The sequence below is a fragment of the Marinomonas sp. 63XJN7_7_ISO-PGPR-S23-202 genome, assembly GCF_056173505.1.
In genome coordinates this window covers 3,105,929-3,130,169 of sequence record NZ_CM149677.1, presented here as the reverse complement: position 1 = coordinate 3,130,169, position 24,241 = coordinate 3,105,929, and the positions used below count along the sequence as shown (strand labels likewise).

The window sequence follows — 24,241 nt, the reverse complement described above, 5'->3', positions numbered from 1 at the left end:
ACGTTAGAGGAAGAGAATATTGGAAATTTTGACAGATTATGCAGGTTTTTTATTAAAACTCGCTAGTATCGTGATTGCGATTGGTGTGGTGCTGGCCATGATAAGCAACAGTAAAGGCAAATCTCGTTCTGGACGTCTCTCTGTCTCTAAGCTAAATGACAGCTATGATCAGATGAAATCAGAGCTGGATCAGCAATTGTTAGATAAAAAAGCGTTGAAAGAGAAAGCCAAAGAACGCAAAAAACAGAAAAAAGAGGAGAAGAAAACGCATAAAAAAATGCATTCACTCGATGCAGAGAACATAAAAAAACGTCTTTATGTATTGGATTTCGATGGTGACATCAAAGCCTCAGCGGTGACCACTATGCGTGAAGAGATCACGGCGATTTTGAGTGTTGCTCGCCCTGAAGATGAAGTGGTGGTTCGCCTAGAAAGTGGTGGTGGTATGGTGCATGGATATGGCTTGGCGGCCTCTCAGTTACAACGTATCCGTGAAGCTAACATCCCGTTGACGGTATGTGTGGATAAAGTCGCCGCCAGCGGTGGTTATATGATGGCTTGTGTGGCCGATAAGATCATCGCTGCGCCTTTTGCTATCTTGGGTTCTATTGGTGTTGTGGCGCAAATTCCTAACGTCCATCGCTTGTTAGATAAAAATATGATCGATGTTGAGTTACATACTGCGGGTCGTTACAAACGTACGCTGACCATGCTGGGTAAAAACACAGACGAAGGTCGTGAAAAGTTCAAACAAGATTTAGAAGACACCCATGATTTGTTTAAGCGTTTTGTGTCGACACAACGTCCGTCGTTGGACATCGATGCGATTGCTACTGGTGACACATGGTATGGTTCCGAAGCGGTAGATAATAGGCTGGTGGACCAAGTGATGACCAGTGATGCCTACCTCGTCTCTCATTATGAGCAAGCAGATGTTATTCATATTGCTTATAAACAGCGTAAGGCCATGAGTGAGCGTTTAGGCCTGTCTCTGTTTTCTGCCTTTGAGCAAAAAGCCGTCGCTTGGATCAGTAAAGTGATCCAGTCTCGAGGCTATTAAGGTTGACTGAGCAGTCTTACTATCATTTAGCCTTTGTATAGAGTCATTGGGTGCGCCGAGGTTCGTACCCGATGACTCATTTATTTATAATCATTAGGATGGTGTACTTTCTTGAGTTTGCATCACCATGAAGTTATCTAAATCTTTCAAGAATTTCTTCTTATCAGAAGGGCGAATCATCAAAGATGTATTCGCCCATATCAATCTCTTAGTTCGGCAGCCAAGTAACCAATGATGGGTAAAGGGCGACGATGGTTAGCGTTAATAGTTGCAGCATGACAAAAGGGATTGCGCCTTTGTATATCTCAGCCATGCTGATGTTGCTCGCTGCACTTCGTATGTAGAACAGTGCCATTCCAACGGGAGGTGTCAGGAAGGATGTTTGCAGACACAAGGCCATTAGAATCGCTACCCATACCGGATTAAAGCCAAAATTTACTAAAATTGGCATAACCAGAGGGGCTACGATCAAGACGATTTCCATCCAATCTAAGAAAAAGCCTAATAGAAATATGATGAAAATAACGCAGAACAACACACCTTCCGGACTCAATGGTAAGGCGTGAAGCGCGTTTTCAATCACTTCATCGCCACCGTAACCACGTAAGACGACAGAGAAGCAGGATGCACCAAAAATAAGTGCGTATAAGAAGGCGACAGATCGACCTGTTTGATAGCAGACGATACGTAAATCCAGCCATTTTAATCGGCCAGAGCTCCAAGCCAAAAAGGTGGCGCCAGCTGCACCAATCCCAGACGCTTCTGTAGGTGAAGCAATACCTGCAATGATGGAGCCTAATACCGTTAACACTAATAGGAGTGGTGCAAATAATGCTTTAGATATGTCTAAAATAATGTCGAATTTACTTATGTTGCTCTCTTCATCTAAAGCAAGTTTAGGCATATTAGCGGGTTTAAGCAGGGCATAAATAAAGATAAAAACTACGAAACTGGTTGCGAGTAACAGCCCTGGAATGATAGCCCCCATAAACAGGTCACCAACAGGGATTCGTAACTGATCTCCCATCACAACCAGCATGATAGAAGGTGGAACAAGAATGCCCAGACAGCCTGTTGCTCCGACGGTCCCAGCGCTGATCCATTTGGCGTAGCCAGCTTTAAACATAGTGGGTAAAGCTATGGTGGAAAGCAAAACCACAGATGCCCCAATAATACCAGTAGAAGCAGCCAGTACGACGCCAATCAAGACCACGGCGATAGCCAATCCGCCGGGGGTTTTACCTAAGACACGACGCATTGCTCCAATTAAGCGCTCAGCAATTCCGGAGCGATCAAGCATGAATCCCATAAAAATAAACATTGACATGGGAATGAGAGAATAGCTTGAAATAGTGGAAAATGTTCGGTTAGCGACAAACCCAATGGTGCGTAATTCTGCTACGTCGTATATGTTAAATGAGACAAGGATGCTGCCTAAAGTGGCAAATAATACCCCGACACCACCTAAAATAAAGGCAACTGGAAATCCTGAAAAGAGGATGAGCATAAAGATGGAAAACAGTAGAAAAACGAATAACTCACTCATGATGCGTCCCTTTATTCACTGGAGTTGATGGTGTGGATGTGCTGTTGGGTTGGATCAAAAAAGCTACATTGTGTAGCAGAATAGCCACACCTTGGAGTGCTAAAAGGCTTAATCCAAGGGCCATAACGCCTTTGATAAGGTAGCGAGCGGGTAAGCCAGAAGGCATTGGGGAGCCTTCACGTAATGACCAAGAATAGCTGGCCATTTCCCATGCATGCCATGAGACGAGAATAATATAGGGGAAAAACAAAAATAAAATGCCAAGAATCTCGACCCAAGCTCGGCGCTTAGGGCTGAACCTACAATGAAAAATATCAACGCGAATGTGTTCATCAACTTGATAGGTGTAAGCCAAGCAGGACATGACCACTATAGCATTTAGGTGCCATTGTACTTCTTCTAATTCCACCAAGCCGATATTGAACACATAGCGTAATATCACATTAACCAAGATGGTAATGATGAGAATAGGCAAAATGAGAGAGCCCGCTTTGCCGATAGCAACAGATAAGGCTTCAATTTTTTTAACAATGGAGTTTACGCAGCGCATCAAGAAATACTCCGATCATGTGTGATGAGGATAGGTAGCAGGTGTTAAAGATAAAACCGAGCATTACTGAGGGCGATGCTCGGTTTTATTAGGCTTTAATTACCTTTATATTCAGTCCATAAAGACACTTTTTTACGATAGCTATTGAGTGAGTCTAAGGTGCGTTTGAAATCTGCATCTTTGCTTGCTTCTTCACTCATGACTTCGTCTGTGCTTTTTTTGAAGGCGGCTAGAACGGCAGGAGGGAATGATTTGATTTTGGTACCTGCGGCTTTGAATTTCTTAATGGCTTCGGCGTTGGCGATAGTGGTAGAAGAGATTGTCCATAGTTGAGTTTCACGACAAGTATCTTCAATTAGGTCTTGTTGGGCTGCACTCATAGAGTCCCATTTGCGCTTATTAATAATGAGCTCATTGATTGCTGCAGGTTGATGCCAGCCGGGTAAATAGTAATATTTGGCAACTTTTTCAAAGCCCATTGCAGCATCAATCGCAGGCATGGAAAACTCCGTTCCATCTATGACGCCACGTTCTAGATTAGGGTAGATATCGCCACTACCAAGTAGTACAACTGACGCGCCAGCTTTTTTCATTACTTCACCAGCCAGTCCTGCGAATCGAATTTTTTTGCCTTTTAAATCATTCGGAGTGTTGATTTCGAAGTTATACCAGCCACCAGCTTCAGAATCCATTAAGCCACATGGGACGGTCACAACGCCTTGTTTGGCATATATATCACGCCATATTTTTAAGCCGCCGCCGTTATAAATCCAATCCAAATACTCTAATGCTGGTGGGCCAAATGGTACGCCGCCAAAAAGTTGTAGAGCAGGGAATCGTCCGGCAACGTAGAGTGGTGATGTGTAGCCAGCATCAAGAGTTCCTTGTTGAACCGCATCAAAGATTTCTAGCGGTGAAACCAGTTTTCCCGCTGAATAAAGTTTTACTCTTATGTCTTTTGAGGTGGCTTTGAGTCTGTCAGCTAAATGCTGAGCACTTTGTCCACTGGCAGGTAGTGTAAGAGGCCAGGCACTTTGAATATCTAGACGGACTGTGGAAGCACTAGCTTCGATGGATCCCATTAGGGCAATGGATGAAAGAAATGCAGTTACTAATGGCTTGTAAGGCATTGGGGGTCTCCTTGACGGTGCTCACTATCTAGAGATAGTTTGAGCTGCATTTGGCGGTTTGATCCGCAATAATTTTTATTTGAACTTTAATTCGACTCGCCTGAGAGGGAGTTATAATGCATTTTTATAAAAGCATATTTTTAATTAAATGTTCAAGTAAATGTTCAAGTAAATGTTCAAGTAAATATTCACGCATTCAAGTATTGTGCCAAGCTATATTATGTCGATTATTTTATTTGGAAGGGTAAGAAATAGTGTGCTCTAAATATTTTTTGATTGAGTTTTTTAATTTTAAGTTTTTGATTTTTATTCTTTTATTCATTCTTTATTGGTTTTTGGAGATGGTCGAGGAAGTTATTGTCGCTTGTTTGATGTGAAAATTTTATATTTAAAAAAATATGTTTATGATTGTAAAAAAATGTAAGTGCACCGTGGTTGAGCGATAATCTCGCAGGAAATAACTTTGGCGCGTTAGGGGTGCAGATTGGGAGAAGAAGATAAAGTATTCCGGTTTACTCTATTGAAGCTTTGTCTCCGCCAGTGCTCTTTATACGCAGGGTGGTATCACCTGATTGCCCTTCCTTTCAGCATCATTTAGAAGGTAATCGCGATAATCTACTTCACCTTGTAGGACAGTACCAGTTCATTCACAGGTTCGGCACATTCCACTCCATCACGGCAGAAAAAAGGAATCATAATCCCCGATTGTTTGAGTGTCTCCAATAAACTGGCTTTACTAGGAACTCGCTAGGTGGAGCCTTTTGGTCGCATTATCTTTAAGCGGCTTTTTTCTGTTTGCTGTATACTCTCTATCAAATAGCCAATTGAGTGATAGGAATAAAGAGATATGGTCGGAACACAAGTTAATAACCCTTTGCATGGTGTAAAACTGGAAAAGATTGTCACAGATTTGGTTGAACATTACGGCTGGGACGAGTTAGCGACTCGTATCAATATTAATTGTTTTAAAAGTGACCCCTCGGTGAAGTCCAGTTTAAAGTTTCTACGTAAAACCGAATGGGCTCGGGGTAAGGTTGAAACACTTTATATAGAGACGTTTGTCTCTTAAGTGGTCAAAGAGTGACAATTTCTCTGAAATCTAAGATTTAGCGTCACTTGCATCAACCATTGTCATAAATCATGCGGTTTATGTAGTGTGTAGTGATTTATATGTTCTTCGAGTCGTGGGAGAAGTGTTCAAGCTTTTCTTAGCTTAGTGTTCTGGTAGATTGTGGAACAGCTCTTCAAGTAATTTATTGAGTCTTTTTATTTTTGCTTCTGTCATGCCTTTAAAACTTTGTTTGAATAAATCTTTGGTGACACAACGGATATCTTCAACAGCAGCGATGCCTTTTTCTGTGATCATGACTTCTGTGACGCGGCCGTCATCACTTCTTACTCTTGTGTCTACAAGGCCATCTTGTTTCATGCGTTGAATGATTTTTGTTACAGTGGGCAGCTTTGCAATAGCGTGAACTGCAATCTGCGAGACACTGCAGGTGCCTTCTTCTTTTAGCGTGAATAAAATTCGCCATCTTGGGATGTCAAGGTTCACTTTTTTTAATGCTTTTTCAATGGCGGCGCTGTAACGACCATGAACTTGATTTAACCAATAAAATGGAAAATCTTCTTTATGGAAGTCATCACTTGCGGGATTAAATCGTTGACTTCGCGGTGTTCTAGGCTTGCTGCTCATTAAGAGTCCTTGATTTTAAGAAGGGTGAAAATGTACAAAAAATGACGTTTTTAGTCAATTGAATTATCAAGTATTTATATCAATAATGATTCTCATTTGCAAATTTTCTATAAGGTGTGCCGTGTAAAAGAACCAGCCATAGGTTGGCTGGCTCTTTTAAGGTTGTATTACCAACAAGGGCCTTTTTCAGATTCCATTTTGCGTACCATTGCACTGTAAAACTTGTCAGCAAAGCCACTATCTTTAATGAGCATTTGTGTTAGATCAGCACACTTCTTGCTTATGCTTTGTTCTAGTAATACATCTTCACCACCTAGCGCTCCAGACGTTACCTGAATTTCTGCAGCGCGTTGTACTGTCCAGAGAAGGAAGAAGGTGCGCTCTATATCAAATTCTCCCACTGCGATACCATGATTTCGTAAGACAAGAATATGCTTTTGCCCTAGGCTCTCCAGCATGCGGCTTTTTTCATCATCAAATAAAGTAATGCCTTCAAACTCATGATAACCAACACGCCCATAAAGTTGCGCGCCGTAAAAACTGTCATGGCTGAAACCTTGTTTTTTCATGGCGATGGCTGAAACTTCATTGGTGTGAGTGTGGATGACACAATGTATGTCTTCTCGTGCAGCGTGAATGGCGCCGTGAAGAGCAAAACCAGCCGGATTACCATCGTATGGAGAGTCGTCTAATTTATGGCCGTTAACATCCACCTTGATTAAATTTTCCGGGGTGATTTCAGTATAATTTAACCCGAATGGATTCACTAAATATTCGCCTTCAATGTGGGGCAGGCGGGCTGAGATATGATTAAAAATCGTCTCAGTCCAGCCGAAAAAGTCTATTAAGTGGTAGCAGTGAGCCAATTTTACGCGAAGCGCCCATTCTTCTTCGCTAATGTGGGTGGGGCGTTTTGTTGAATTGTTCATGAGTGTGTTCCCTCCATTTCGTCAGTGTTAAGAATTTGCTTGGGGTTGTGAGGCAATAAAGTGGGTAAGATCCAGCAACTGTTGTGTAGTCGTCATTGGAATGCTTACTTTGTTTGCTAGCTCTAAGACGGTGTAGCCGATTGCGTCAAGTTCTAAAGGTTGGCCTGCCTCGTAGTCTTGTAACATAGAGGTTTTAACTGCACCCATGCCTGCTCCAAGTTCCATGAAGGTATGAGGGTCAAAACGAATTCGGGCACCATAGGCCGCGGCAACCAGTAAAACTTCATCGAGTACTTTGCGCACGAGAGGTTTTAAGCGAGTGTCGCTATAGAGTTGCTCAAGTGTGCCTTTGGTCACCACAGAAAGTGGGTTAGAGGTGATATTTGCAGCGACTTTGGTCCATATCTGGTCGCGAATGTTGTCCGTGGCTCGCGCTTCGATACCGGCGTCTTCCATTACCTTTCGCACTTGCTCAAGTCGTTCACTCATTTGGTGATTGATTTCACCAAATACGATGAGGTGAGGGTTGGTTGAGGTGACGACACCTGGTGAGTTTCGAAATGCGGTAATAAATACCACGCAACCAATGAGGTGATTGTAAGGTAGCAATTTGCTAACACTGCCTTCAGGGTCGATGGCTTGAATGCAATCACCAGAAAATCGTCCCTCAATGCCTTGGAAATACCACCATGGAATGCCGTTTACCACAGGAATAACCATGGTTTTTTCCTGCAGCATAGGAGCGATCAGTTTTAACATCGTTGGCAAGGCGGGGGCTTTGCTACAAATAAAAATAAGATCTTGTGGGCCTAACTCTTCTGCTGAATCTGAGGCAATGACGTTAACTCTGTGTTCGCCGTCTATATCTGTGAGATGGATACCTTTCTTTTGAAGAGTCTCAAGCGTTGCGCCTCTGGCAAGTACTTTAACATTTTGACCTGATTTGGTTAGGCGGGCTGCGAGCGTGCATCCAATAGCGCCAGCGCCTGCAATACAAATGTTCATAATTCATTTTTCCATTAAAAAATGAGAGAGCCTCAAAGATGAGAGCCCTCTCCGGCTGTTGGTAAACTCTGTTTTTTTTGTGGGGGGATCTCCTTAGCTGGAAAGCAGTTCCTGGTGCTTGCTTGCTAACCCTAAATAGGCTTCGATCACCTTGGGGTCATTGGTAAGTTCTGCTGCTGGGCCTTGCATGGCAATTTGTCCACCTTCTAGAACATAGGCGTAATCCGCTACTTTTAGTGCTGCGCGAGCGTTTTGTTCCACCAGAAGTATTGAGACTCCTTGGCTACGTAAATCGGCAAAAATACGAAAAATCTCACGTGTAATTAATGGCGCTAACCCGAGGCTAGGTTCATCTAGCATTAAGAGTTTTGGTTTGCTCATCATGGCGCGACCAATCGCCAGCATTTGTCGTTCACCACCGGATAAAGTGCCGGCCTGCTGTTGGCGGCGTTCCCATAGGCGAGGGAAGAGCTTATAAATTTCGTTCAAGGTTTGGTTGTAACTTTTATCCCCGCGGCGGTAACGCTGGAACGCACCCAGTAATAGATTGTCTTGAACGGTCATGGTGGAGAAAAGCTCGCGCTTTTCTGGAACCAGACCAAGTCCATGGCCAACCAGGGTTTCAACATTTGGGCAGATAAAATCTTGGCCATTAAAGTGAATTGTGCCTTTGGAAGGCAATATTCCCATGATAGCCGACAGTAGTGTGGTTTTGCCGGCGCCGTTCGGGCCGATAACGGTGACCAAATTTCCTTCCTTGAGGGTTAGGTCGATACCGGTAAGGGCTTCCACTTTGCCATAGGCAACGTGAAGATCGCTGATGTCGAGTAGGTTTTTTTCTGTGGCTTGAGTCATTATTCTGCACCTCCCAAGTAGGCTTCTAAAACAGCAGGGTTGGATTGGACCTCTTCGGGTAAACCTTCCGCAATCTTTTCACCAAATTCCATTACCACAATTCGATCGGCAAGATTCATCACAAAGTCCATGTCATGTTCAACCAATAAAATGGCTAAGCCTTCTTGTCGTAGTTTCTTGAGTAGTTCTGCAAGAGCTTGTTTTTCCTTGTGGCGAAGTCCCGCTGCCGGCTCGTCCAGTAGCAACACGCATGGATCGGCACAAAGCGCACGAGCAATTTCAAGGATGCGTTGTTGCCCAAGAGATAGGCTGCCTGCTTCTGTGTAGAGGTGTTCGCCTAGACCAACTCGCTCAAGTTGGTATTGCGCTTCTTTTAGAAGGCGTTGCTCTTCTTCACGTTCAATGTGAAGTGCTGAGCTGATAATACCTTTGTTGCCGCGCATGTGAGCACCCAGTGCGACGTTTTCTAACACTGTCATTGTGGCGAGCAGTTTGACGTGTTGGAAGGTACGGCTCATGCCCATATGGGCCACTTGGCGAGAGCTTTTACCTTTTAAGCTTTGGTTCAAAAACAGTATTTCACCATCACTTGGTGTATCGACCGCTGAAAGCTGGTTAAACATGGTGCTTTTGCCTGCGCCATTTGGACCGATTAGCGCGAGTACTTCGCCAGCATGCAGTTTTAGATTCATTTGATTGTTGGCAACCAAACCACCAAAGCGGCGAGTAACGTTACAGGCTTCTAGTATCAATTTGCCTTTTTGTGGTAAATCCCGACGTGGTAGTTCGGCGGCGGAAGAGGTGATCTTTATATGGTTTTGATTGCGCCATGAGGCAGGTGCAAGCTTCACTAATAAAGGCCAAATGCCACCAGGTGAGCGTTGCATCATGAAAATAATTAACAATCCCAAAACAATGGCTTCGTATTGGCCATTGTCGCCCATGACAAGGGGCAACCAATCCTGAAGCCATTGCTTGAGCATGGTTAAAATGCCTGCACCAAGCAGTGCTCCCCAGACGCTGCCAACACCGCCAACCAATGCCATAAACAGGTAATCAATACCCATGCTAAGACCAAAAGGGGTTGGGTTGACAAAGCGTTGAGTGTGCGCGTAAAGCCAACCTGAAATAGCAGCGAAAAGAGCGGAAATTAAGAAAATCACCATTTTTGAGCGAAAAGTGTTCACACCCATGGATTCCGCCATTAATTGACCGCCTTTTAGGGCTCGAATGGCACGGCCTTCACGGGAATTAAGTAGATTGCTGGTAATCCAGACGGCTACCATCAAAATGGCCCAAATCAAGTAATAAATCTTTTCGCCTTTATCGAGAAGAACACCAAACAGGCTTAAAGACGGTAATCCACTGATGCCTGTGTAACCGCCCATGGAACTCATGGTGCCAAACAAGTAATACAGTGAAATGCCCCAAGCAATGGTGCCTAATGGTAAATAGTGTCCTGATAATTTAAGGGTAAGGGCGCCAAGGAACAAGGCAACAGCAGCGGTTAATAGTAAGCCGATAAGTAACCCCACCCAAGGTGATCCTGCCGACCAAGCGAGCCAGCTTGGTAGTTGTTCTGTGGTGGTTAGGTAGGCGGTGGAGTAGGCGCCAAGTCCAACAAAAGCCGCTTGACCAAAGCTGGTCATGCCACCTACGCCAGTGAGTAATACCAAACCCAATACAACCAGTGCATATAGACCAATATAGTTAAGTAGAGTGATCTGAAATGTGGGTAATACTTGGGGTGCAATGGCGAGTATGACTAAAACAATAATAATTAAATTACGCGATTTCATTTATTCGTCATCCTCTACATTGTGGCTATTCATCGAGCGCCAGATTAAGAATGGAATAATCAGGGTGAAAACGATGATTTCTTTGTAATTACTTGCCCAAAACATGGAGAAAGCTTCGATCATGCCAACTGCGACAGCGCCAATGGCGGCAATGGGGTAGCTGACAAGGCCACCAATAATGGCCCCGACAAAACCTTTTAGGCTGATGATGAACCCCGAGTCGTAATAAAGGGTGGTGATGGGGGCGATCAAAATCCCCGATGCGCTGCCGATAAAGGCGGCTAGGGCAAAAGTGGCCTTGCCAGCAAAAATCGGTGAGATGCCCTGTAAACGAGCCCCCATTCTATTTACCGCTGTGGCGCGAAGTGCCTTGCCATATAGCGTGCGCTCAAAAGCAATGAATAAAGCCACAATGAGGAAGATAGAAACCAGAATGACCCATAGGGTTTGGCTTTTTAACATGACGGCACCTAAGCGGAAGCCCGTGTCTGAAAAAGGTTGTGTGCGAGCCCCTTCAGGACCAAACAATAATAAACCCACGCCTACCATGGTGACATGAAGGGCAATGGAGACAATCAGTAAAACCAGTGCGGGAGCATCTGCTAATGGCTGGAAAAATAAACGATATATAATGGGGCCAATGGGCACGATTAAGCAAAGTGTTAATGCTATTTGGGCGATCATTGGGATTTCTGATAATGACAAATTATTTAGCAAGGCGATTATGATCACGGCATAGCCAAGTTTAAGAGCGATCATTTTCATTTTGTTTCGATCAATGTGGCGTTTGATTTGTTGGTATACATCAAGTGCGCAATCGATTAAAACTAGACCTAATAATAGCCATTCCAATTTTGGTGTTTTGCCCATCTGCATGGCGGCCATTGTTAACGCGCCAAATGTCACGAATTCTCCTAATGGGATGAGAAGTATTCGCGTGACCGTAAAAACCAGCAAAATTGATAGGGCCAATAAGGCGTAGATGGCCCCATTGGTTAGGCCATCCTGTCCAAGCAGTGTGGCAATCTGAAAGTTCATTTAATGTGATTCCTTTTGTTCTCATTGATTTTTGTGGCTTCGTGGCGACAAATTTTTTTTAGTTTTTCTTATGGAGGTGGGCTGGCTGGTGTACGCCCACCTCCTTATGGGGCGGGTGTTATTTTAATAGTGTCCATTTGCCGTCTTTGACAGTAATTAAAACGCGGCCGCGTTCGTCAAAGCCGCTGTGGTCTTCTGCTGTCATGTTATATACGCCCTGTGTAGCAGGCATTTCTTTGGTCTTTTCCAGTGCATCACGGAGTGCGCTACGGAATTCTGCTGAACCTGGTTTGCCTGACTTTAGTGCGCTTGGAATGGCGTTCTCAAGGAGTAGGCCTGCATCTAACACATTGCCGCCGAAGGTAGCGGGTGTTTCGCCATAAAGTTTTTTGTAATCTGCGATGTATTTTGTGGCGATTTCTTTGGAGGGGCTGTCTGGTACTTCATCTAAAACCAGCATGGAGCTTGCGGCTAGGATGGTACCTTCAACGGCTTTGCCGCCAAGACGGAGGAAGGGGTCTAGTGCTGCACCGTGTGTTTGGTAAATTTTACCGCTATAACCTTGCTCTTTAAGTGTGGTTTGTGGCATTACCGATGAGCTTCCAGGTGCGGCAATCAGAACGGCATCTGGATTGGCCATTAGGATTTTTAAGCCTTGACCTGTCATGGAAGTGTCTTGGCGCTGAAATTGTTCATTCGCGACAATTTGAATGCCTGCTTTTTGGGTTAGGTCTTTCATTACCTTGGCCCAGTTTTCACCATAGGGGTCTGCTGTCCCGATAAGTCCAATGGTTTTGATGCCGGTTGCTTTCATTTGTTCGACCAATGCTTTGGCAATTAGGTCGTCATTCTGTGTGGTTTTGAAAACCCATTTCTTTTGTTTTGTCATTGGCAATACAACGGCAGCGGTCCCAACTGGCGCTAACATTGGAGTACCTGATTCTGCCGCGAATTGAATAACGCCCATTGCGTTGCCTGAACCACTTGGACCTATGATTGCGTCCACATGTTCTTCGTCAATTAACTTCTTGAATGCTTTAACCGTCGCGGTTGGATCGCTTCCGTCATCCAGCGATATGTAGGTGATTTTTTCACCACCAGCAGAGGTGGGAAGGAGTGGAATGGTGTTTTTTTGAGGGATACCTACTAGCGCGATAGGTCCAGTAGTGGAGCTGACTACGCCAATTTTTATGTCAGCGTTTGCTAGCGGTGTGAGTAGCGAAGAGCTTAGAAATAAAGCAGATATTACTTTTTTAGGTGTCATGAGAGGTTCCTTTTATGTCGTTAACACTACTTGATGTTTACAGCGTTTTTTTATCCCCTAGAGATCATTATTCGCCTCTTTAACGGGTAACTATTTTTCTAGCTATTTTTATTGGAGTTATGCGCTTTCATATCTTAATCAGAAGTTAGCCTGCCACTGTTTTTTGTAAAAAACAACACAAAAAAATAAATAAAAAATGCATGAAAAAGCGCTTTTCTCTCATATTTTTAGTTTTCATGTAGAGGAGAGAGATGTTTTTGTTTTGACTTATTTTTGCCATTAAAAATCGACTTTTTTGCTTAATTTTTGTTTTAAATCAGCTGTTTAGTGTATTTTTGTGCGTTTTTATTGACATGATTTTTGTTTGATGTCCGGTTTTTAACCTGTTATTTTGTTGATAATTAACTTGAAAAATTAGTTGACAAGTAAAGTAATTAATAAGACCTTATTAATATTCTTTATACGTTAACTTAAGGTTTTTGAGTGGTGCAAAGCGGGATGTTGGATGACGGTGGTTTCTGTTGTTCGATGGTGAAAGAGAGAAGTTCTTAGTCTTTTTATCGATGCAGTAAAAAACAATAAGAACCTTCATTTGAACAGTGTATTCGTCCTATAGGGTCGTAACTAAATCTGCATTAGAGGAGCTAATTATGAGTCTGAATAACATAGGTACGCCTTACCAAGAAGAAAAGTCCTCAGGATCTGTATTTGATGCTTTGGGAACTGAGGCGTTTGAGCAAGTGATGAGCGACATTAGAACTCGTGCACGTAATAACGAGTTCGATAGCCAGCAATTTATTAGCCAGGACGTTATTGAGAAATTTCGCAGTTTGGGCATTTACCGTGCCTTGGTTTCTAAAAAATTTGGTGGTGATGAAATAACAGCGGCTCAATTCTGTGAGGTTGTAGAAGAAATTTCTAAGGCTGACGGTTCGGCAGGTTGGGTAGCGAGTTTTGGAATTGGTGCCATCTACCTATCCGCATTGCCTCTGGCTACTCTAGAGAAAATTTATGCAGACTCACCAGACATTGTTTTCGCTGGGGGGATTTTTCCACCTCAACCGGCAGAGCTTAGTGCAGGAAATTACAATGTGAAAGGTCGATGGAGCTGGTCTAGTGGCTCTAAAGGCGCTGATATGATTGGTGTCGGTATTTTACCTAAAGACGGCGCGGGCGAAACAATCGGTGCACCTCGCATGGCTGTGATGCCTTCAAGTAAATTAACAATCGAGCATAACTGGGATGTGACCGGGATGGCCGGTACGGGTAGTCATGATTTGGTTGTCAATAACGTTGATGTTCCTGAAGACTGGACTTGTATTCGTGGTGGCGCGTCTAGCCTAGAAGGCTCTATATTCCGTTACCCATCGCTTTCTTTAGCGACTCAAGTGTTGGCAGTCGTTAGTTTGGGTATCGCGCGAGCGGCGTTGGACGAACTTAAAGCCATGGCGGCAGGTCGTGCTTCGGTGACTGGCGCTCCAAATATTGGCGAGCGTCCTCTAACTCAAGCGGAAGTGGCTAAGGCTGATGCGGATCTACGTGCAGCACGCTGTTTCTTCTACGATGCAATCAATGATGCTTGGCAGACGTTAGAGAAGAACGAAGACTTGTCTGTTCAGCAAATTAGTTTATTACGTCTTTCTTCGACCCATGCTTCTCGTGTTGGCGCTGATGTTGCGCGTAAAGTGCAAATGGTCTCCGGTATGACGGGCGTTTATAAGAGCAGCCCATTATCGCGTTTTGTTAACGATGCGCAAGTGGTTACTCAGCACGCTTTTATGGGTGACATTACTTGGCAAAATGCCGGTGCCATCTTCTTCGGGCAAAAGCCATTACCAGGTTATTTATAAGAAATTAGCCTAATTTTATCTATTTTTAGACGAACTTTTTGATTATTGGAGAAATGTATTATGAGCGATAAAAAACCATTACGCGTACTGTTTTGCATGGGGATTAACCAAAACTTTATGGATGCAGCACGCGATGAGCAATTAGATGTTTGGGCGGCATTTGGCGAAATGTGGAATGGCATTCACGATATGGATGGTGTTGACGTTATCGGCAATATGGACGATGACCAAAGTATGGTTGGTCCGTCTGCTGGTTACCCTTGGACAACCTATCTGTTGGCTGATGTAAAAGACTACGACACTGTGGTTGCCTGCTGTAACTTGCTACGTACGACAGCGGTAGGTGATACACCATACAAGCTTTGGCGTTACGTGAAAATCGAATCCCGTATCGGTCGTGAACTGATTGTACAACGTGCCTAAGGCCTAACGATAAATAAGAAGGGTACAAGTATGAAGGACACGAATGAGCTAGAAGCGATATTGGCACGAGTTGACGCTTTAGAAAGCGACCGCGCGATTCGTGCTTGTATCAATCGTTATATGGATCTATGTGATCACCTAAACCCAGCGACTCCATTGGATGAATTAGGTGACTTGTTTACCGAAGACGCCAAGTGGGAAGGCAAGGGGGCTCGCTATTCGAAAAGCTTCGGTGGCTATGAAGGTCGTGATGCCATTGTCGCTATGTTGTCGAAATACACCGTTGAGCCGGCGCATTTTTCGTTAAACGTGCATTACCTGTCATCCGAAGTGATTCGCGTGGATGGCGATAAGGCTTTTGGTAGCTGGAACATGATCCAAGTGTCTAGCTTTAGTGCAGGGGGTTCTCATCTCAACAGTGCCCGTTTGAGCGTGTCGTTTCGACGTGATAACGGCGTATGGCGAATGGCACATTTTCAAACAGAGAATCTGTTTAGCCGTCCGGTATCGGATTGGAATGATGATGCCACATTGCCTGTACCTAAATAAGCTGGTGCGAAAGCGATAGGGTCGATGTCTAAAAGATTAAAGAGAGAAAGAAGATGAGTGAATTAATTGCGTTGAAAAATATCAGTCAAAAAGCGGCAGATATGGTTGAAGAGGGTCGCGTCCACAAAGCGTTGTATTCAGACCCAGAAATCTTTGAAGAAGAACTGGATAAAGTGTTCCAAAACACATGGGTCTTCATTGGTCACGAAAGTGAAGTGCCAGAAGCGGGCAGCTTTAAAACGTCTTTTGTTGGTCGTCATCCTGTTATCTTGAGCCGCGACCGTAAAATGAACCTACATGTTTTGCTGAACCGCTGTCGTCACCGTGGTGCAACCGTGTGTGAAGGCCGTAAAGGTAAAACGAAAGCTTTCACCTGCCCATATCACGGTTGGGGGTATGGTTTGGATGGTGGTTTGCGTGCGATCCCGAAAGTAGAAGAATACGAAGGGGTTCTTGATAAAAGCGATTTGCCACTAGAAAGTTTGCGTCATGAGTCGTATCAAGGTTTGGTTTTTGCGACCTTTAAAAGCGACATCGAGCCACTAGAAGATTTCTTGGGCGGCGCGAAAAAATGGATCGACTTGTTTGTTAAGCAAGGCGGCGGTTACCCATTGAAAGTGTTGGGCGAGCATCGCTTTAATTTCCCAGGTAACTGGAAAATTCAGCTTGAAAACACGACGGATGCTTACCATTTTCCAATCATCCATAAGTCATTTATCAGCTCGTTGGATAATGCCACTGCGGACATTTTTGATTTCCTAGATGGCGACGGCTTCGTTGAAGATTTGGGGCATGGACACAGCGTCATGGTAATGATTCCTGACTTAGTGGATTTAGAGGCAGATTTGGATCAGCCGATTCCAGAGCGCTTTGAAGATCTTGCACAGGCGTTGCGTGATGAAGGTCAAGACGAAGAACAAGTGAAACGCCTTGTACGTGCTGCCCATGGCACAGGCTTTAACTTGAACTTATTCCCGAACGTGTCTTGTTCAATGGCGTTTTTCCGCGTCTTACGCCCCGTTAGCGTTGGGGTAACAGAGATTCAACACGTTGCTATTGGTGGTGAAGGTGCTCCGGCGCCCTTTAACCGTAAACGTATGCGTTTACATGAGCATTTCCAAGGACCTATGGGCTTCGGTACACCAGATGATGGTGAAGCATGGGAGCGTGTTCAAAAAGGATCAATGGCGGGTAAAGATGGCTGGATTCTTGTTAACCGCGGTATGGAGAATTTACATACATCTCCAGATGGTAATGTCGCGGGTGCTGTGTGCTCTGAAACAGGCATGCGTGGTGCGTATCAAAAATACAAGCAAATGATGGCCGCCGAAGGGGAGAAATAAGATGACAATTAATACAGACCTGCTTAATAAGGCAACGGCGTTTATTTGGCACGAAGCTGATTTGTTAGATCACAAAGAATATCAAGAATGGTTGTCTCTTTGGGATAAGACCGGTTTATACATTGTACCGACCGACAACAATGAAACGGATTATGAAAACACCTTGAACCTAGCGTTAGATGATGCCGATATGCGTCGTATGCGAGTGGCTCGCTTGGAAAGTGGTGAGTCTGTGTCGGCAGACTCAGTCAGCGGCACCGTTCGTATGATATCCCGTGTGCGTGTCTTAGAAGAAGCGGCCGACTATGTGGTTGTGCGCTGTGCTATGACATTGAATGAATTGCGTCACGGTAATCTCGTTTCATACCCAGCTGACTTAGAGTATCGCTTAAAACCAACCGCTGACGGTTTTGTGATTGCTCGTAAAGTGGTCAAACTGATGCATGCTGACGGCTTCTTACGTACAGTAAGTTTCATCTTTTAACGGTCTTTGATGACCCAAAAAGAGGGCGAAATAATGTCTCAATCTACACAATCAAACGTGGCACTGGTAACTGGTGCCGCGCAAGGACTTGGATTTCATATCGCATCACGTTTGTATGCGGCGGGTTTTCGTGTGGTATTGACCGATGCCAATGTTGAAGCGGCTAAATCCGCTGCGCTTTCCCTTGATCCAGAAGGGAAAAACGCCATTGCTTGCGAGTTAAATATCGCTAAGAAGTCCGATTTCGATAATGCACTGAAGTTTGCTCAGGCTGAGTTTGGTGCATTGCATGTGCTGGTCAATAACGCGGCGGTAACGAAAGCCACACCAGTGATGGATATTTCCCCAGAAGAGTTTAATGAGGTGGTGAATATCAATCTTGGCGGTGTGTTTATTGGTTGTCAGGTGATGGGTAAACACATGGCTGAACAAGGCTATGGCCGTATCATCAATATGGCGTCTTTGGCTGGGCAAAATGGAGGCACTTCAACGGGGGCTCATTATGCCGCTTCCAAAGGTGGCATTTTGACGGTGACCAAAGTCTTTGCCAAAGAGCTGGCTAGCAAGGGGGTAACCGTTAATGCCATAGCGCCTGGCCCGATTGATTCGCCGATGGTGACCGCTTTGGTACCAGAAGAGCGCTTGCCAACCTTGTTGGGGGCGATTCCTGTTGGTCAACTAGGTGATGCGGACTTTATTGGTGACATGGTCGTGCAGTTTGCTCGTCCAGAAGCCTACTTCACCACCGGAACAACATGGGATGTCAATGGCGGTTTGTTTATGCGTTAAGCAGTGTTGTCTGCTTAACGAGTTCTATTTGAGTTATGTTTGTGAACCAGGGTCCCGACTTCGGCCTGGGTCGGGAGGAGAGTTGCATGTCTGAAACATTATTGAAAGTCGTTGTTCGTAAACGAGAAAACCACACTGACGGTGTGATGGCTTTAGAGCTTGCGAGCCTCAATGGTGAGGCATTGCCAGCTTTTGAGGCCGGGGCGCATGTTGATGTGCATTTAGGTGATGATCTGATTCGTCAGTATTCACTGTGTAGTGACCCTGCAGACACCAGTGCATATCGTTTAGGTATTTTAAAAGATCCGAACTCCCGTGGTGGGTCGGTGGCTGCTCATCTTAATTTGCAAGAGGGCTCCGAGCTAACCATTGGTATTCCGCGTAACCACTTCCCATTAGAGAAAAGTGCTAAGCGCTCTATATTGATTGGTGGCGGTATCGGAATCACGCCGATGATTGCGATGGCGTATTCCTTGAAGGCAGAAGGCAAGGCGTTTGAGTTGCATTATTGCAGTCGTTCACCTGAAACAAGTGGTTTCCTTGATGAGTTAGCGTCTTGTTCATTCGCCAATCATGTTGATTTACATTTTGATTCTGAAGATCAGCGTTTGGATTTGGAAGCGGTTTTGAAAGACGTTGATGCGGATACTCATCTTTATGTTTGTGGTCCGAACGGTTTTATGGACTGGGTGATTAGCACAGCGAAAAATCTCGGGATGGCGGATAGCAACGTACACAAAGAGTTTTTTAACGTGGAAGTTGAAACAGGCGGTGCAAGCTTTGAAGTCGTTGCTGAGCAAAGTGGCGTTACGGTGCAGGTTGGCGAAAACGAAAGTATTGCTGATGCACTAAAAGCGGCTGGCGTGAAAGTGAAAGTTTCCTGTGAGCAGGGGACATGTGGCACTTGTCTTTGTGATGTGATTGAAGGCACGCCGGAGCACCGTGATGTTTATCTGACGGAAGAAGAGAAAGAAGACAATGATCAAATTACTTTGTGTTGTTCTCGTTCACTTTCTCCTCGACTTGTTCTCGATATTTAATACCCCCTGATAAGGGAAGGAGAATACTATGATTGATACAAAACTATTCCGCGATGGCATGTCTATGCTGGGTGGTGCCGTGTCCGTGATCACTACCGATGGTGAAGCTGGACGTTTTGGTTTTACAGCAACCGCTGTAACCAGTGTGACAGATGAGCCACCGACTTTGTTGGTGTGTATGAATCGTAACTCATTCGCTAATCCTCACTTTAAAAAGAACGCGGTATTGTGTGTGAACGTATTGCAAAGTCACCATCAAGATGTTTCTTGGGATTTTGCCAACCGTGATTTAACCAGTGAAGAGCGCTTTGCTAAGCATCAATGGACAACGCTTACAACGGGCGCGCCTGCACTGGATGAAGCCTTGGTTAGTTTTGATTGCGAAATCCATGAAAGCCATGAAATTGGCTCTCACAATGTCTTTTATTGCCGTGTGAAAGACGCAAAAGTCGGCACGGATGGTCAAGGCTTAGTGTATTTCAACCGAGCTTACCACTGCTTGAATGAGCAGTCCGTCGCTCAAACAAAGTAATCCATAGAGAGGCTGTGATTGCTCACTATCGATTGACCGCTTTAAGTGAGCAATCATAAGGATCGTCAGCTTGATGGCGTCTTGTCTTCCTTCAGCGCTCTACCTGCCATTATCCATGGGATGGATGGTGAAATAAGCATATTGCAAGACAGAGGCTTTCGTTGTGGTAGCAACGCAGTGAAAGTCATCTTGGCGCGCAGGGCGTGATGTTAGGTCGAGCGACTTTATTTACTCTAATGAGATTTTAAATTCTTTTTTACAACACGAGTAGGCAGTTTATTTATGAATAAGAGCATTGATGTAAATGAAATGGGCTTGTGCCAAATGCTACGCGCCATAGAAGAAGGGGATTGCACTACTGAAGCGATCATTCACGCTTGTTTTGATCGCATAGAAGCCCGTGAGCCTGAGGTGGGTGCTTGGCAAAAGAAGCGCACTCGTGATGAATACCTTGCTTATTATCGAGCTGATAAAGCCTTCTTTGATGCCAGTTTATTAAAAGGGCTGCCATTGGGTGTGAAGGACATTATTGATACCGAGGAAATGCCAACGGAAATGGGCTCATCGATTCATGCTGGACGACAGCCAGTTGAAGACGCAACCTGTGTCGCCTTAATTCGTGCTGCGGGTGGCATAGTGTTAGGGAAAACCGTTACGACAGAATTTGCTTATTTTAAACCGGGAAAAACCAAAAATCCTGCCGATTTAGAACGTACACCGGGTGGCTCGTCTAGTGGTTCTGCTGCTGCCATTGCTGACAACATGGTGCCAATGGCGTTGGGTTCTCAAACCGCAGCGTCGGTGATTCGTCCTGCTGCTTATTGCGGTACCATTGGTTACGTAGGAAGTCGTGGCGAATTTTCATTACGCGGTGGTCAGCCATTGGCGCAGTCGCTTGATTCACTGGGGCTGTTTGCGCGTAATGTCGAAGATATTCAGCTACTGCGCGCGATCTTGTTGCGTCAGCCTGTTTCTATTAAAGCGAGCGAATCAATAGCGCCAAAATGCGTATTGGTCTGTCATGGAGAATCGGTCGGTGAGACGTCACCAGCGATGGAAAGTGCTACACAAAAGGCTGTAGATAAGCTCAAGGCGCAAGGCGTCAAAGTGGTTGAGTTGGATGCTGGTAATCGCATAAAAGACATGGTGAACCACCATATTAATATCATGGCCTGGGAAGTGTGTCGTAACTTAGTGATAGAATCCTTTCAGCCAAACCAACTAAGCGACCCATTAGCCACTTTGATGGAACAAGGTCTTACTATGGATCGTTCAAGTTATGTCGCGTCATTGGAGGCAGTGCAAGCGTGTCGAGATTGGTTATGGCGTTATGTGCCAAAGGCTGATGCCATCTTAGCGCCAGCCGCACCAGATATCGCACCGCTAGGTCATGCAGCCACTGGGGCACCACACATGAGTCGTCCTTGGCAAGCTATGGGGCTTCCTGTGATTAACGTACCGGGCATGAAAGATGAAAATGGCATCCCTTTAGGATTGCAGCTTATCGGTAAAGTACGTGAAGACGATGACCTATTGAGCCATGCTAGCTGGTTTAAAGAACTGTTAAATTAAGTTGTCTTGCTCTGATAATAAGTGTGGCTTATTCGATTTATGCTATCTAATGAATAGGGACGCTAAACTTATGGTTACTTTTCACTAGAGAAATACGTGTTTTAGTGTCCCTGTTTAGATCAATATTTCGATAAGGTTTTCATCGTATTAGAGAGTGTTGATCTTTTGAGGATAAAAAAATAAGCCGCAAAATATGATTGAACGAGCTTAATTACGCTTGGCTTTTTCGCCACTGTCTTGGAGAGACCCCTTTGACTCGCTTAAAGGCGCGAGATAGTTGTGATGCGTCTGAAAACCCCCAACGATAAGCCACTTCCGTAATTGATAATGGTTGTTGCATTGCATCCGCAGTAAGCATGTCTTCACAGCATTTTTCGATGCGCATCTGCAAAATAAATTGAGCTACGCTGAGATTCTCTTCAGAGAAAAGTCGATAGAGTGATCTTTTCGACATGTTCATGGCGTTTGCTATATGGTCTGGACTAAGGTTTTCTTCGGTCAAAAGGCGCAATATGTGCTGTTTAGCTCGTTCTTTCATCAAAGACGCTGAGTCACTATTTGTATGCTCAAGGGAAGGTTTGATTAACGCGCTAATGGCGTACTGCAATGCATCGCCATCTTCCTGAAAAGAGGGGTTTTGGTAATCAGTATTGGCCAATTGACGTAACATAGTCAGTAACATTTGACTGCTGGAACGGTTCTGAGCAATTTTGGTGATTCGGTGTTGTGCGTGTATAGAGCATAAACTGTCAACATAAGCTTTTGGTAAATGCACGGACATTTGTTGTATTAGGCCTTGGGGATGCATGTCGTAAGGCAAAGACGAATCAATAAGCGCAATTTCGCCTGGTAACAATAGGTCTTTGTTATTCGACCAAGAAAACCCCATGGTGCCTTGCTTTTGTAGAATGACAAAATAGTGTTTGTCGTCTTGGCTCGTTGACTTTGAGCGGACTATCTTTTCTGCATTGGTTTCGATGTGAACCACATCCAAACCGTTATGATCATCCAGTCTCATATTGCCGATAAAAGGGATGTTGCGATGTGGTTGAGTGTCAAAATTGCCGCAAATAGAGTGTACAGAGTGTTCCCAGCGATCTAAGTCGAGCATTTCTTTCTCCCATTATGCATGGCTCTCTAGAGATCGACTTATTGATGTATAAGTACCTTAAAAGTCATGCGAATTTAGTTGAAATATAAACTATTTCAGCAAGTATTGTTCCAACTAAATTCACATGATGTCAAGGTCTAATCTTTTGCAGTTTTCTCTTGGTTTTTAGTAGCACATGATCACGGATTTGACTTCGGTATAGTCATTGATGAATTCACGGCCAAACTCTCGGCCGACACCGGATTGTTTAGTGCCCCCAAATGGCACAGAAGGGTCAAGGATAGAGTGCATATTGACCCAAACTGTACCAGACTCAATTTTCGGGATCATTCGCATGGCTTGAGATAAGTTATTGGTCCAGATACTGCTGCTTAAACCAAATGGCGTATTATTGATTAGATCAATTAACTCTTCTTCGTCTTCATAAGGCATAAAGCTAATGATTGGTCCAAATGTCTCTTCTTGCATGAGTGTTTCATCAACGCTGGATGCTTGCACTATCGTAGGCTCAACAAAAAAACCTTCGCCCTCAATGGCTTTGCCGCCGTGTAAGACTCGGCTTTCTTTGTGGGCAATTTCTAAGTATTCGCAAACCTTGTTGAATTGCGGTTCGTTAGAGAGGGGGCCGAAATAAACACTTTCATCAAGCGGAGAACCAATTTTGGCTTCACTCAATTTTTGTGCGAGCTTCGTTGTTAATTCGTCAAGGCGAGAGGAGTGAACATAAACACGTTCTGGTGCGGCACATACTTGGCCTTGATGTATGTAACCCAACTGAAAAAGGCCGCCAACAACCCGATCAATATCCGCATCTTTTAAAACTGCAGCGGTGTTTTTGCCACCTAGCTCTAAAGTGCAGCGAGTCAGATCAGCGGAAGCTGTTGCGCTAATTTTCTTGCCTGTCGCGACAGAACCGGTAAAAGAGACTTTGCGAACTTTAGGGTGTTGGATAAGTTGTCCACCAACATCGCCTTTGCCATTTACTATGTTAAGAACACCGTCTGGTACGCCAGCTTCTTTTGCTAATTCAGCAATACGCAGAATAGTCAGCGGTGTGAACTCACTTGGTTTAAGAACAATGGTACAACCAGTACAAAGTGCCGCGCCGATTTTCCAACAGGCAATCATGACCGAAAAATTCCAAGGTAAAATACCGGCGACGACGCCAATGGCTTCTCTGCGAGTGAAAGCACTGTATTCTTCCCCTTGCATAGAAGGAAAAGACGGCGTCATGGTTTCGCCATTTATTTTAGTGCTCCAACCAGCGAAATAACGCAAGAACATCGCGCTTTGTTGCACTTCAAACATGCGTGAAAGGTGGATGGATTTGCCGCTACACAAGGTTTCTAATTGGGCAATTTCTTCCCCGTTCTGTTCAATTAAATCCGCCAGTTTATTGAGGATAACGCCACGTGTATAAGGGGATGTTTTCCCCCAAGTACCTTTAAATGCTTGGTAGGAGGACTCTATTGCCGTGTCGACCTCTTGAGCTGTGGCGCAGTGAATTTTAGAAATAATGGCTTCTGTCGCAGGGTTGATAATATCGAATGTACCACTGGCAGGCGTTTGAGCATTTTTAGTGTAGCTTGATTGGCCATTAATGAACTGACCATGTTCTTGTTTCAAAAAGCCTTGGGTAGCATCTAATAATGGAATGTCTGACATAATGTTATTGC

General features: G+C 44.5%; 24 protein-coding genes. 12 read left to right on the top strand and 12 right to left on the bottom strand.

Features of this window, described 5'->3' with window-relative positions:
• Positions 1–19 precede the first annotated feature (19 nt).
• A complete protein-coding gene (gene sohB, locus AC0VYG_RS14555) occupies positions 20–1,060 on the top strand; it encodes a protease SohB (protein ID WP_475428688.1) in 1,041 nt (346 codons plus the stop codon).
• A gap of 208 nt (positions 1,061–1,268) precedes the next feature.
• Here sohB and AC0VYG_RS14550 read toward each other — a convergent pair whose 3' ends face one another.
• From AC0VYG_RS14550 to AC0VYG_RS14540, 3 genes are all read right to left on the bottom strand, one after another.
• Positions 1,269–2,606: a TRAP transporter large permease gene (locus tag AC0VYG_RS14550; RefSeq protein WP_475428687.1), complete on the bottom strand. Its 1,338-nt coding sequence runs from the start codon at positions 2,604–2,606 to the stop codon at positions 1,269–1,271.
• Complete coding sequence (locus AC0VYG_RS14545) at positions 2,599–3,156, bottom strand: TRAP transporter small permease subunit (RefSeq protein ID WP_067343449.1); 558 nt, start codon at positions 3,154–3,156, stop codon at positions 2,599–2,601. The genes AC0VYG_RS14550 and AC0VYG_RS14545 overlap by 8 nt, the downstream gene beginning before the upstream one ends.
• A gap of 95 nt (positions 3,157–3,251) precedes the next feature.
• Positions 3,252–4,286, bottom strand: coding sequence for a TRAP transporter substrate-binding protein (locus AC0VYG_RS14540; RefSeq protein WP_475428686.1), 1,035 nt, complete (start codon positions 4,284–4,286; stop codon positions 3,252–3,254).
• Between the two features lie 847 nt (positions 4,287–5,133).
• Between AC0VYG_RS14540 and AC0VYG_RS14535 the strand changes: the two genes are divergently transcribed.
• Positions 5,134–5,355 (top strand): VF530 family protein, encoded by a 222-nt coding sequence (locus tag AC0VYG_RS14535; RefSeq protein WP_475428685.1) that lies wholly within the window; start codon positions 5,134–5,136, stop codon positions 5,353–5,355.
• Between the two features lie 144 nt (positions 5,356–5,499).
• Here the strand turns inward: AC0VYG_RS14535 and AC0VYG_RS14530 are convergent, their stop codons facing one another.
• The 7 genes from AC0VYG_RS14530 to AC0VYG_RS14500 form a co-directional block, all read right to left on the bottom strand.
• Positions 5,500–5,982, bottom strand: coding sequence for a MarR family winged helix-turn-helix transcriptional regulator (locus AC0VYG_RS14530; RefSeq protein WP_475428684.1), 483 nt, complete (start codon positions 5,980–5,982; stop codon positions 5,500–5,502).
• Between the two features lie 167 nt (positions 5,983–6,149).
• The gene (locus AC0VYG_RS14525) at positions 6,150–6,911 is read right to left on the bottom strand and encodes a class II aldolase/adducin family protein (protein WP_475428683.1); all 762 of its coding nucleotides are present in this window, start codon (positions 6,909–6,911) and stop codon (positions 6,150–6,152) included.
• A 27-nt stretch (positions 6,912–6,938) separates the two neighbouring features.
• Entirely contained in the window at positions 6,939–7,916 is a 978-nt protein-coding gene (locus AC0VYG_RS14520; RefSeq protein ID WP_475428682.1) for a ketopantoate reductase family protein, read from the bottom strand.
• 93 nt (positions 7,917–8,009) lie between these two features.
• The gene (locus tag AC0VYG_RS14515) at positions 8,010–8,771 is read right to left on the bottom strand and encodes an ABC transporter ATP-binding protein (RefSeq protein WP_475428681.1); all 762 of its coding nucleotides are present in this window, start codon (positions 8,769–8,771) and stop codon (positions 8,010–8,012) included.
• A complete protein-coding gene (locus AC0VYG_RS14510; protein ID WP_475428680.1) occupies positions 8,771–10,570 on the bottom strand; it encodes a branched-chain amino acid ABC transporter ATP-binding protein/permease in 1,800 nt (599 codons plus the stop codon). The genes AC0VYG_RS14515 and AC0VYG_RS14510 overlap by 1 nt, the downstream gene beginning before the upstream one ends.
• Positions 10,571–11,608 (bottom strand): branched-chain amino acid ABC transporter permease, encoded by a 1,038-nt coding sequence (locus tag AC0VYG_RS14505; RefSeq protein ID WP_067343451.1) that lies wholly within the window; start codon positions 11,606–11,608, stop codon positions 10,571–10,573.
• Positions 11,609–11,726: 118 nt separating this feature from the next.
• The gene (locus AC0VYG_RS14500) at positions 11,727–12,872 is read right to left on the bottom strand and encodes an ABC transporter substrate-binding protein (protein WP_475428679.1); all 1,146 of its coding nucleotides are present in this window, start codon (positions 12,870–12,872) and stop codon (positions 11,727–11,729) included.
• Between the two features lie 650 nt (positions 12,873–13,522).
• On the opposite strand from AC0VYG_RS14500, the gene AC0VYG_RS14495 reads away from it, so the two are divergent.
• The 10 genes from AC0VYG_RS14495 (at position 13,523) to AC0VYG_RS14450 (ending at position 21,454) form a co-directional block, all read left to right on the top strand.
• The gene (locus tag AC0VYG_RS14495; protein ID WP_475428678.1) at positions 13,523–14,722 is read left to right on the top strand and encodes an acyl-CoA dehydrogenase family protein; all 1,200 of its coding nucleotides are present in this window, start codon (positions 13,523–13,525) and stop codon (positions 14,720–14,722) included.
• Between the two features lie 60 nt (positions 14,723–14,782).
• Entirely contained in the window at positions 14,783–15,145 is a 363-nt protein-coding gene (locus tag AC0VYG_RS14490) for an IacB protein (protein ID WP_067015367.1), read from the top strand.
• A gap of 30 nt (positions 15,146–15,175) precedes the next feature.
• Complete coding sequence (locus tag AC0VYG_RS14485) at positions 15,176–15,694, top strand: nuclear transport factor 2 family protein (protein ID WP_475428677.1); 519 nt, start codon at positions 15,176–15,178, stop codon at positions 15,692–15,694.
• A 53-nt stretch (positions 15,695–15,747) separates the two neighbouring features.
• Positions 15,748–17,037 carry an aromatic ring-hydroxylating oxygenase subunit alpha gene (locus AC0VYG_RS14480; RefSeq protein WP_475428676.1) on the top strand — a complete coding sequence of 430 codons (1,290 nt, stop codon included), beginning with the start codon at positions 15,748–15,750 and terminating at the stop codon, positions 17,035–17,037.
• 1 nt (position 17,038) lies between these two features.
• A complete protein-coding gene (locus AC0VYG_RS14475; protein WP_475428675.1) occupies positions 17,039–17,521 on the top strand; it encodes an aromatic-ring-hydroxylating dioxygenase subunit beta in 483 nt (160 codons plus the stop codon).
• 33 nt (positions 17,522–17,554) lie between these two features.
• On the top strand, positions 17,555–18,310 hold the full coding sequence (locus tag AC0VYG_RS14470; RefSeq protein ID WP_475428674.1) for an SDR family NAD(P)-dependent oxidoreductase: 756 nt from the start codon (positions 17,555–17,557) through the stop codon (positions 18,308–18,310).
• An 86-nt stretch (positions 18,311–18,396) separates the two neighbouring features.
• Positions 18,397–19,350, top strand: coding sequence for a PDR/VanB family oxidoreductase (locus AC0VYG_RS14465; RefSeq protein ID WP_475428673.1), 954 nt, complete (start codon positions 18,397–18,399; stop codon positions 19,348–19,350).
• A gap of 28 nt (positions 19,351–19,378) precedes the next feature.
• Complete coding sequence (locus AC0VYG_RS14460) at positions 19,379–19,882, top strand: flavin reductase (RefSeq protein ID WP_067015349.1); 504 nt, start codon at positions 19,379–19,381, stop codon at positions 19,880–19,882.
• Between the two features lie 45 nt (positions 19,883–19,927).
• Positions 19,928–20,089: an alpha-hydroxy-acid oxidizing protein gene (locus tag AC0VYG_RS14455; protein WP_475428672.1), complete on the top strand. Its 162-nt coding sequence runs from the start codon at positions 19,928–19,930 to the stop codon at positions 20,087–20,089.
• A 75-nt stretch (positions 20,090–20,164) separates the two neighbouring features.
• The gene (locus AC0VYG_RS14450; protein ID WP_475428671.1) at positions 20,165–21,454 is read left to right on the top strand and encodes an amidase; all 1,290 of its coding nucleotides are present in this window, start codon (positions 20,165–20,167) and stop codon (positions 21,452–21,454) included.
• A 211-nt stretch (positions 21,455–21,665) separates the two neighbouring features.
• Here AC0VYG_RS14450 and feaR read toward each other — a convergent pair whose 3' ends face one another.
• Complete coding sequence (gene feaR, locus AC0VYG_RS14445) at positions 21,666–22,565, bottom strand: transcriptional regulator FeaR (protein ID WP_475428670.1); 900 nt, start codon at positions 22,563–22,565, stop codon at positions 21,666–21,668.
• Between the two features lie 165 nt (positions 22,566–22,730).
• Positions 22,731–24,230, bottom strand: coding sequence for an NAD-dependent phenylacetaldehyde dehydrogenase (locus AC0VYG_RS14440; RefSeq protein WP_475428669.1), 1,500 nt, complete (start codon positions 24,228–24,230; stop codon positions 22,731–22,733).
• Between the last annotated feature and the right edge of the window lie 11 nt (positions 24,231–24,241).

What these genes read in the sequence shown, in the direction of transcription:
- AC0VYG_RS14550 (WP_475428687.1), bottom strand. Translation starts at nt 2,606, where the DNA reads ATGAGTGAGTTATTCGTTTTTCTACTGTTTTCCATCTTTATGCTCATC.
- AC0VYG_RS14545 (WP_067343449.1), bottom strand. Translation starts at nt 3,156, where the DNA reads ATGCGCTGCGTAAACTCCATTGTTAAAAAAATTGAAGCCTTATCTGTT.
- AC0VYG_RS14540 (WP_475428686.1), bottom strand. Translation starts at nt 4,286, where the DNA reads ATGCCTTACAAGCCATTAGTAACTGCATTTCTTTCATCCATTGCCCTA.
- AC0VYG_RS14535 (WP_475428685.1), top strand. Translation starts at nt 5,134, where the DNA reads ATGGTCGGAACACAAGTTAATAACCCTTTGCATGGTGTAAAACTGGAA.
- AC0VYG_RS14530 (WP_475428684.1), bottom strand. Translation starts at nt 5,982, where the DNA reads ATGAGCAGCAAGCCTAGAACACCGCGAAGTCAACGATTTAATCCCGCA.
- AC0VYG_RS14525 (WP_475428683.1), bottom strand. Translation starts at nt 6,911, where the DNA reads ATGAACAATTCAACAAAACGCCCCACCCACATTAGCGAAGAAGAATGG.
- AC0VYG_RS14520 (WP_475428682.1), bottom strand. Translation starts at nt 7,916, where the DNA reads ATGAACATTTGTATTGCAGGCGCTGGCGCTATTGGATGCACGCTCGCA.
- AC0VYG_RS14515 (WP_475428681.1), bottom strand. Translation starts at nt 8,771, where the DNA reads ATGACTCAAGCCACAGAAAAAAACCTACTCGACATCAGCGATCTTCAC.
- AC0VYG_RS14510 (WP_475428680.1), bottom strand. Translation starts at nt 10,570, where the DNA reads ATGAAATCGCGTAATTTAATTATTATTGTTTTAGTCATACTCGCCATT.
- AC0VYG_RS14505 (WP_067343451.1), bottom strand. Translation starts at nt 11,608, where the DNA reads ATGAACTTTCAGATTGCCACACTGCTTGGACAGGATGGCCTAACCAAT.
- AC0VYG_RS14500 (WP_475428679.1), bottom strand. Translation starts at nt 12,872, where the DNA reads ATGACACCTAAAAAAGTAATATCTGCTTTATTTCTAAGCTCTTCGCTA.
- AC0VYG_RS14495 (WP_475428678.1), top strand. Translation starts at nt 13,523, where the DNA reads ATGAGTCTGAATAACATAGGTACGCCTTACCAAGAAGAAAAGTCCTCA.
- AC0VYG_RS14490 (WP_067015367.1), top strand. Translation starts at nt 14,783, where the DNA reads ATGAGCGATAAAAAACCATTACGCGTACTGTTTTGCATGGGGATTAAC.
- AC0VYG_RS14485 (WP_475428677.1), top strand. Translation starts at nt 15,176, where the DNA reads ATGAAGGACACGAATGAGCTAGAAGCGATATTGGCACGAGTTGACGCT.
- AC0VYG_RS14480 (WP_475428676.1), top strand. Translation starts at nt 15,748, where the DNA reads ATGAGTGAATTAATTGCGTTGAAAAATATCAGTCAAAAAGCGGCAGAT.
- AC0VYG_RS14475 (WP_475428675.1), top strand. Translation starts at nt 17,039, where the DNA reads ATGACAATTAATACAGACCTGCTTAATAAGGCAACGGCGTTTATTTGG.
- AC0VYG_RS14470 (WP_475428674.1), top strand. Translation starts at nt 17,555, where the DNA reads ATGTCTCAATCTACACAATCAAACGTGGCACTGGTAACTGGTGCCGCG.
- AC0VYG_RS14465 (WP_475428673.1), top strand. Translation starts at nt 18,397, where the DNA reads ATGTCTGAAACATTATTGAAAGTCGTTGTTCGTAAACGAGAAAACCAC.
- AC0VYG_RS14460 (WP_067015349.1), top strand. Translation starts at nt 19,379, where the DNA reads ATGATTGATACAAAACTATTCCGCGATGGCATGTCTATGCTGGGTGGT.
- AC0VYG_RS14450 (WP_475428671.1), top strand. Translation starts at nt 20,165, where the DNA reads ATGAATAAGAGCATTGATGTAAATGAAATGGGCTTGTGCCAAATGCTA.
- feaR (WP_475428670.1), bottom strand. Translation starts at nt 22,565, where the DNA reads ATGCTCGACTTAGATCGCTGGGAACACTCTGTACACTCTATTTGCGGC.
- AC0VYG_RS14440 (WP_475428669.1), bottom strand. Translation starts at nt 24,230, where the DNA reads ATGTCAGACATTCCATTATTAGATGCTACCCAAGGCTTTTTGAAACAA.